At 35.7% G+C, this 7,281-nt stretch carries 7 protein-coding genes; 2 read left to right on the forward strand and 5 right to left on the reverse strand.

The window, feature by feature from the left end:
* Positions 1-22: 22 nt before the first annotated feature.
* Positions 23-1,633 (forward strand): hydroxylamine reductase, encoded by a 1,611-nt coding sequence (gene hcp / locus ACP5O9_RS00115; protein WP_428723244.1) that lies wholly within the window; start codon positions 23-25, stop codon positions 1,631-1,633.
* Between the two features lie 131 nt (positions 1,634-1,764).
* On the opposite strand, the gene ACP5O9_RS00120 is transcribed toward hcp, so the two are convergent.
* A complete protein-coding gene (locus ACP5O9_RS00120) occupies positions 1,765-2,502 on the reverse strand; it encodes an ABC transporter ATP-binding protein (RefSeq protein ID WP_353686395.1) in 738 nt (245 codons plus the stop codon).
* Positions 2,499-3,275, reverse strand: coding sequence for an MlaE family ABC transporter permease (locus tag ACP5O9_RS00125; protein WP_428723205.1), 777 nt, complete (start codon positions 3,273-3,275; stop codon positions 2,499-2,501). The genes ACP5O9_RS00120 and ACP5O9_RS00125 overlap by 4 nt, the downstream gene beginning before the upstream one ends.
* A gap of 67 nt (positions 3,276-3,342) precedes the next feature.
* Between ACP5O9_RS00125 and ACP5O9_RS00130 the strand changes: the two genes are divergently transcribed.
* Positions 3,343-3,927 carry a DJ-1/PfpI family protein gene (locus ACP5O9_RS00130; RefSeq protein WP_353686397.1) on the forward strand — a complete coding sequence of 195 codons (585 nt, stop codon included), beginning with the start codon at positions 3,343-3,345 and terminating at the stop codon, positions 3,925-3,927.
* Here ACP5O9_RS00130 and ACP5O9_RS00135 read toward each other — a convergent pair.
* The 3 genes from ACP5O9_RS00135 to ACP5O9_RS00145 form a co-directional block, all read right to left on the reverse strand.
* Positions 3,924-5,582 (reverse strand): ATP-dependent helicase, encoded by a 1,659-nt coding sequence (locus tag ACP5O9_RS00135; protein ID WP_428723206.1) that lies wholly within the window; start codon positions 5,580-5,582, stop codon positions 3,924-3,926. The two genes, ACP5O9_RS00130 and ACP5O9_RS00135, sit on opposite strands and share 4 nt — an antisense overlap.
* Positions 5,583-6,845, reverse strand: a complete 1,263-nt coding sequence (locus tag ACP5O9_RS00140; protein WP_353686399.1) for an endonuclease Q family protein — start codon at positions 6,843-6,845, stop codon at positions 5,583-5,585.
* The coding region (locus tag ACP5O9_RS00145) for a hypothetical protein (RefSeq protein WP_428723207.1) at positions 6,832-7,281 on the reverse strand (450 nt) is incomplete at its 5' end. The genes ACP5O9_RS00145 and ACP5O9_RS00140, both read right to left, overlap by 14 nt.

The raw sequence follows: 7,281 nt of genomic DNA on the forward strand, positions 1-7,281 counted from the left end.
CATATTAAAAAACAAAATTTCAATAAAAGTTGCAGATCTTATTGAAAATCAGGTAGCATGCACAAAACTGGGTGTATGTGGGAAACAGCCAGATACAGCGTATCTTCAAGATTTGTTAATCTACTGCCTTCAGGGACTTTCTACTTATGCAAAGGAAGCACTGAGGGAAAACAGGCTGGACAACAAAGTTAAAAGATTTACTGTTGAAGCTCTCTTTGCAACACTGACAAATGTTAATTTTAATTCTGAAGCAATAAGAAATTTTATCAATGAAGCAGTAAAAATCAGGGAAGAACTAAAAAAGAAAGGCTATAACGTTAAGGAAACAGATGCCTGTCGCATATTTCCTGTTGATTCAATGGAAGAACTGGTAAAGCAGGGCGAAGAGGCAAATAGAAAGTTATTCCAGAATTCTTCAGATGCTGACATCCAATCGCTTAAAGAGACTACTCTTTATGCAATAAAAGGAATCGCAGCCTATGCTGACCATGCAGCAATTCTTGGAAAAGAAGATGACTCTGTCTACGCCTTTATTTATGATGCCCTTGATGCCATGCAGAGAGACGGAGATATGAATTACTGGCTTAATATGGTTTTGAAAGCCGGAGAGGTTAATCTAAAAACAATGGAACTGCTTGATGCTGCCAACACTGGCAAATACGGACATCCTATTCCTACAGCAGTTCCACTGGGTTATAAAAAAGGCAAGGCAATTGTGGTCTCTGGTCATGACCTGAGAGACCTTGAGCTTCTTTTACAACAGACAGAAGGAAAAGGTATATATATTTATACCCACGGAGAGATGCTTCCCTGTCATGGATATCCTGAACTGAAGAAATATAAGCATTTTTATGGACATTACGGCACAGCATGGCAGAACCAGCAGAAGGAATTTGCTCAGTTTCCTGGAGCAATTTTAATGACCACTAATTGCATTATAAAGCCACAGGAGTCCTACAAAGATAGAATCTTCACAACAGGTGTTGTTGGCTGGCCCGGGGTAAAGCACATTGAAGATAAAGATTTTACTCCAGTAATTGAAAAGGCGCTTGAATTGCCAGGTTTTCCAGAAGACAGGGAAGGAAAAACCGTAATGGTAGGCTTTGCAAGAAATGCTGTTTTAAGCGTTGCTGAAAAGGTAATTGAGCTTGTTAAAGCTGGTAAAATAAGACATTTCTTCCTTGTTGGTGGTTGTGATGGTGCAAAACCAGGCAGAAGCTATTACACAGAGTTTGTTGAAAAATCTCCGAAAGACACCGTTATTCTTACTCTTGCCTGTGGTAAATTCAGATTTTTTGATAAAGAACTTGGTTCAATTGAAGGAATTCCAAGACTTCTTGATGTGGGTCAATGCAATGATGCCTATTCAGCAATTCAGATAGCTCTGGCACTTTCAAAGGCTTTCAATGTAAGTGTAAACGAGCTTCCACTTTCTTTAATCCTTTCTTGGTTTGAACAGAAAGCAGTTGCAATTCTTACAACACTGCTTTATCTCGGTATTAAAAATATTCGTCTTGGGCCAAGCCTTCCTGCCTTTGTAAGTCCTAATGTTTTGAAAGTTCTTGTTGATAATTTTAGTATAAAAACAATCAAAACAGCGGATGAAGACTTAAAAGAAATACTGGGATCATAAAAATGCGATAAAGGAAAAAACTGTCTTTCGCTTTTCCTTAGAGGTTGGTTTACAATTCTGCACTTGACCTTTTCTTCAAAAAGTCAAAGACTTTTTGGAGAAAAGGTCTCTGTTTTGTTGGCTGAGTATTGCTAAACTTTAAAAAATAGCTCTTTTATGAAATCCTTTACAGCAGGAATTTTGGTTTTAATAAGTTCTTCTTTATTGCCATCAAATACGATATATCCATCTTTAAGAAAAATAAATCTATTGCAGAGTTGCCATGCTATATAAACTACATGAGTTATTATCATGAAACCTATATTTTCTCTGTCTGCTAAATCTTTAATCAGCTGAATAATTCTTTCAGAATTGATGGGATCAAGTCCTGCGGTTGGCTCATCATATAAAAACATCTTTGTTTTTCCAACTGCCAGGGCACGGGCAATGGCTACTCTACGGTGCATACCTCCGCTGAGTTGTTCTGGCATAAGTTCCTCTGCATCTTCAACTCCTACGCGTTTGAGCAATTCCCTTACCCTGCGATAAATTTCTTTATCAGGAAGCTTTAAAAGTTCTCTCATGAAAAAAGCTACATTTTCCTTTACAGGTAAAGAATCAAAAAGAGCACCTTCCTGAAAAACAATGCTAAATTTTCTTCTTATGGGAATAAGTTCTTCTTCACTTAGTCTGGTTATATCAATGCCATCAATTATAATTTTTCCTTTATCTGGAGTGATTAAACCCAGAATTAATTTTAAAATGGTTGTTTTTCCCCCACCGCTTTCACCAAGAACAGCTATTCGCTCATCAAATTTTGCAGTAAAGCTTACACCTTTGAGCACTTCTCTGTCTCCGTAAGAGAACCATACATCATCAAAGATTATCATACAGTAAACCCCAGTGCATAGAGTAAAATTCTTGTTAGTATAAAATCAGTTGCGATTACAACAACAATTGATGTAACAACTGCTTTTGTGGTTGACCTTCTTAATCCTTTTGCACCTCCTCGGGTTGTAAGCCCGTAAAAACAGCTTATACAAGAGATAAGATACCCGAATATAAAAGGTTTTATTGAACCGGAGAAGACATTTTGAAAATTTAATTCTCTGATAATGCTTGACCAGTAAAAGGAACCACTCTGATTACTGACAAAAACTGCTATGTAGTAGCCTCCAAAAAGACAGACGAGGTCTCCTATTATTGTAAGACATGGAAGCATTATAACTGAGGCAATTACTCTTGGAATCACAACTTTTCTAACTGGATCAATTCCGTAGACTCTTAAGGTGTCTATTTGATGCCCAAGAATCATTGAGCCAATTTCTGCAGTCTGCCCAGCACCAACTCTGCCTATAAAGACCAGTGCTGTTACAAGGGGACCAATTTCTCTTATCACTGCAATTCCTACAATTTTACCTGTATACATTTTTAATCCAAGCCTGCTGAGCTCTGCACTTAGTTGAAGACTTAGTGCCATTCCTACAAACAGACATACCAGAGATATAATAAAAACAGAAGCAGAGCCAGCATATTCCATCTGCTCAATTATTTCATCAAAATAAATAGGTTTTTTAAAAAGTTTTAAAATAGAATTTATGCAGACAAAATAGAAATCCTGCAAGTCTGCCAGTGTTTTTTTTACCTTGCTATCTTTTCTCATAAGGCGTAACAATATCTTAACATAAAGAGTTTATAATAGAATAAAACAAAATCAGAGGAGGTGTAGTATGTCTAAAAAAATTTTAATGATTGTTGGCGATTTTGTGGAAGACTATGAAGCAATGGTGCCGTTTCAGATGCTTAAGATGGTGGGACATACTGTTCATGCAGTTTGTCCAGGGAAAAAAGCAGGTGAGACTGTAAAAACTGCTGTGCATGATTTTGAAGGAGATCAGACATATACAGAAAAAAGAGGTCATAATTTTATGTTAAATGCTGATTTTGAGAAAATTAAACCTGAAAATTACGATGCCCTTGTAATTCCAGGTGGAAGAGCTCCTGAATATCTGAGGCTTAACGATAAAGTATTAGAAATAGTAAAACATTTTGTTGAATCTGATAAACCTGTAGCTGCTATATGTCATGGAATTCAGCTTTTGACTGCTGCCAATGTTATAAAAGGCAGAACTCTTACTGCCTATCCAGCAGTAAAAGCAGAAATTTTACTTGCCGGTGGAAAATGGTGTGAGGTGAATGCTACGTTTTCAAATGCCTGTGTAGACGGTAATATTGTAACTGCACCTGCCTGGCCAGCTCATCCAGAATGGATAAGAAAATTTCTTGAGCTTCTTGGCACAGAAATAAAAGCTTAAAAAAGACCTTTTTGCATTGGTCCGGTTCTGTCTGCCCGGACCTTTTTTATCTGTATGTATTCTGCTGGTATATCTTTAAGAAAAGAAGAAACAGACAGAGGTATTTTTTTGCCGTTGATAACTCTTTGCCTTGAATGAATAAGTATTAAATCATCCATTGCTCGGGTCATTCCAACATAAAAGAGTCTTCTTTCTTCCTCTATGTCAGTATCAGGTGCCATAGTGTAAGGGATAAGACCTTCATCAAAACCTGCAATGAAGACAATGGGAAATTCAAGACCTTTTGAACTGTGCAGAGTAAGGAGGCTTACTGCATTAAGGTTTTCTGGAAAAAGATCAATAGGTGTCAGTGCTGAAATTTCATCAATGAATGCCTGAATCTGCTCTATGAGTTTGCCATTTTTATATGCTCTTGCAATGTTGCTCAACATAGAGATTTCTATGTCTGACAAATCTTCATAGCTTCCAGATGATTCAAGAAAGTCCTTTAATGGCATATTTGTAAAAAGTTTTTCCGATGAGTTAGTCATTGCTTCAGTAAGTTTTCTTATTATTGAAGATATCCAGTGATCTGCATCTTTCTTTATTGTTTTCACGGGGATTCCTTCTTTTTTTAAAAAATCCTTAATGATTTTCAGCTGATTATTTGTTCTTGTAAGAACTGCAAAACTTGAAAAACTATAAGATGTTTCTTCTTTATTTTTATAGAGTTCTGTAAAATCTGTTGCACCAAGCCTTGACTTTATTTCTTTAACAATGGTTTTGGCTTCCTCATATTCGTCCTCAACTTCAAAAAGGATTAGAGGAGATTTTATTTCTCTTGTAGCTTCAATTCTTTTAGAAAACCTTTTTGTATTAGCTGTGATAAACTTATTTGAAGCTTCTATTATATTTTTTTGCGAACGATAATTAAGAGATAGATTTATAAGAGTTAAATCTGGAAAATCTGAAGGTAATTTTAAAAAAAGTTCAATTTCTGAGCCTCTGAAAGAATAAATAGCCTGGTCAGGATCGCCAAATACTGCAAGACAGCCATCTTGCTTAAGAAGTCCTATTATAAGTTCATACTGAATCTTATTTATGTCCTGAAATTCATCAACAATTATATAAGAAAAGAGAGCTGGAATCTCTTTTTTATTGATTAATTCAAGAGTTTTTAGCAATAGGTCATCAAAATCAAGAAGATTAAGCTGTCTCTTTTTTTCTTCGTATTTTTCATAGACTGGTAAAATTTTTTCATCCAGAGGGACACCTGTATTTTTGAATTTTGTTATTTTTTCAATTGCTTTATCAGCATTTTTCCCATATAAATCAGAGATTATTTCTTTCTGTTTTGTCCTTGTGCATAATTGAAAATGCTTTTGTTTATCTGGTAAAAATTCCTTTAAAAGTTTTAGGCACAAAAGATGAAAGGTGCCAATAAAAGGTTTGTTTTCTTTTTGTCTCAAGCTATTTATAACTCTCTGCTTCATTTCAATGGCTGCTTTTTGTGTGAAAGTAAGGGCTGCAATTTCTTGAGGATTTATGCCCTGTTGCAATAGATTAATAATTTTTGCAGTAATTGTAAGGGTTTTTCCAGTTCCTGGACCTGCTAAAACACAGCAGATTTTGTCGTTAGTTTCTGCTGCTATTTTTTGATTTCTGTTAAGATTCATTTAAAAAAGGATTGCCTGCCCTTTAATTTCAGTTTCAATAGATTCACCGAAAACTTTTATTCTACCATATGCTCCATCATATCCAGCTTCTACATAAACTTTGCCTTCTCTCATTCTTTCAATTGCCTCTGCCAGTTTAGAATCAAATTTTTCAATTTCTTTTAAATCTTTGTGTAAAAGTATATTATATTCACTTCCGAGTTTATAAAGGGCTTTCATATATGTGTCAAATACTGATTTAGACTGGGTAGAACTATTTTTTATTTCAGCAATTATTTCAGATAAAGGGATTATAGATTTAAAAGGAAGTGCTTGTGGTGGTTTAAATCCTTCAGGCCTGTCTGAAAGAACTTCAACTCTGTGCATTACTCCAACAGTAACTTTTTTCCCGCATACAGGGCATAGATAGTTTCTTTTTATTGTCTCTTTTGGTGAAAGTCTTACTCCGCATGATCTGTGTCCATCATAATGATATTTCCCTTCTTCAGGGAAAAACTCTACAGTGCCAAGAAATCCCTTGCGTATCTTTATTGCTTCGGTAATCGCATTGTAGTTCATCTCAGTGTCAAAGATGTTTGCTTCTCTTCCAATTTTTGTAGGTGAATGGGCATCAGAATTTGAAACAAGAAGTACTCTGTCAAGCTCACTAAGACGCCAGTTCATTGGTGGATCTGAACTCAGGCCTGTTTCAATTGCATAGATGTAAGGAGTAAGTTCTTCAAAGCATTCACTGAGGCTGTCAAACCCTGACTGAGAACCAAACACGGAAAAATGAGGAGTCCATGCATGGGCTGGAATTATCATTGAAGATGGTGAAATGTCAATGATAATTTTCATTACTTCCTTCGCATCAACTCCAAGAATGGGTCTTCCATCTGAACCAAGACTTCCTATTTGAGATAAGGCATGATTTATTTTTGTAACATCCCTTAATGATGGTGATAAAATTAAAAGATGAATTTTCCTTAATTTATTATTTTTTTGATAAATGCAGCTTATTTCAGAGGAAAGGATAAAAAATATATCCTCTTTGCAGGAATCGGGTACATCAAGGCGATATTGTTTTTTCAGGGTAAAAAGTCCATTTCCTTCCTCATTTAATTTTTTTTCTATTTCCCTGAGCCATTCTGGATGGGTGAAATCACCTGTCCCAATTAGTTTTATACCTTTGAGCTGAGCCCACTGTTCAATTACTTCAGGAATCATTTCTTTGCTTGTTGCTCTGGAGAATCTGGAATGAATATGAAGATCAGCGTAGAACATTTATTAGAATAACATCCAGTTCTTGAGCTTTTTTTATGGCACCCTGTGTTTTTTCTTTGCAGACCACAACAGCTACTGTGTCAGTATCTGTAGCTTTTTTAAAAATCTGGGCTCTTCTATAAGCCCTTTCTACATCTCTTTTATCAGCTTTTACAGAGGCTTCAGCGATTAGAAAAACTTTTTTTGCTGGGTCTTCTGTTAAAACTCCTGTTGCAACAAGGTCAACATCAAGAGCATCCTGTCTTTCTTCGAAGGTAATTTTGTTTTCATCAAGGGCGTCATCTAAAATTTCTGCATACTTTTCAGCACTTAAGACCTTACATCTTCTTATAATATGACCAAAAAGTGACGGTGCCTTATCCTTTAATTTCATTTCAAACATGTCACCTTTAAGCATTCCAACATCATCCTTTAATACTTTCACATCCTGTTTAAG

It is taken from the genome of Thermodesulfovibrio sp., from assembly GCF_049969575.1.
Lineage (GTDB): Bacteria > Nitrospirota > Thermodesulfovibrionia > Thermodesulfovibrionales > Thermodesulfovibrionaceae > Thermodesulfovibrio > Thermodesulfovibrio obliviosus.

What these genes read in the sequence shown, in the direction of transcription:
- ACP5O9_RS00120 (WP_353686395.1), bottom strand. Translation starts at nt 2,502, where the DNA reads ATGATAATCTTTGATGATGTATGGTTCTCTTACGGAGACAGAGAAGTG.
- ACP5O9_RS00125 (WP_428723205.1), bottom strand. Translation starts at nt 3,275, where the DNA reads ATGAGAAAAGATAGCAAGGTAAAAAAAACACTGGCAGACTTGCAGGAT.
- ACP5O9_RS00130 (WP_353686397.1), top strand. Translation starts at nt 3,343, where the DNA reads ATGTCTAAAAAAATTTTAATGATTGTTGGCGATTTTGTGGAAGACTAT.
- ACP5O9_RS00135 (WP_428723206.1), bottom strand. Translation starts at nt 5,582, where the DNA reads ATGAATCTTAACAGAAATCAAAAAATAGCAGCAGAAACTAACGACAAA.
- ACP5O9_RS00140 (WP_353686399.1), bottom strand. Translation starts at nt 6,845, where the DNA reads ATGTTCTACGCTGATCTTCATATTCATTCCAGATTCTCCAGAGCAACA.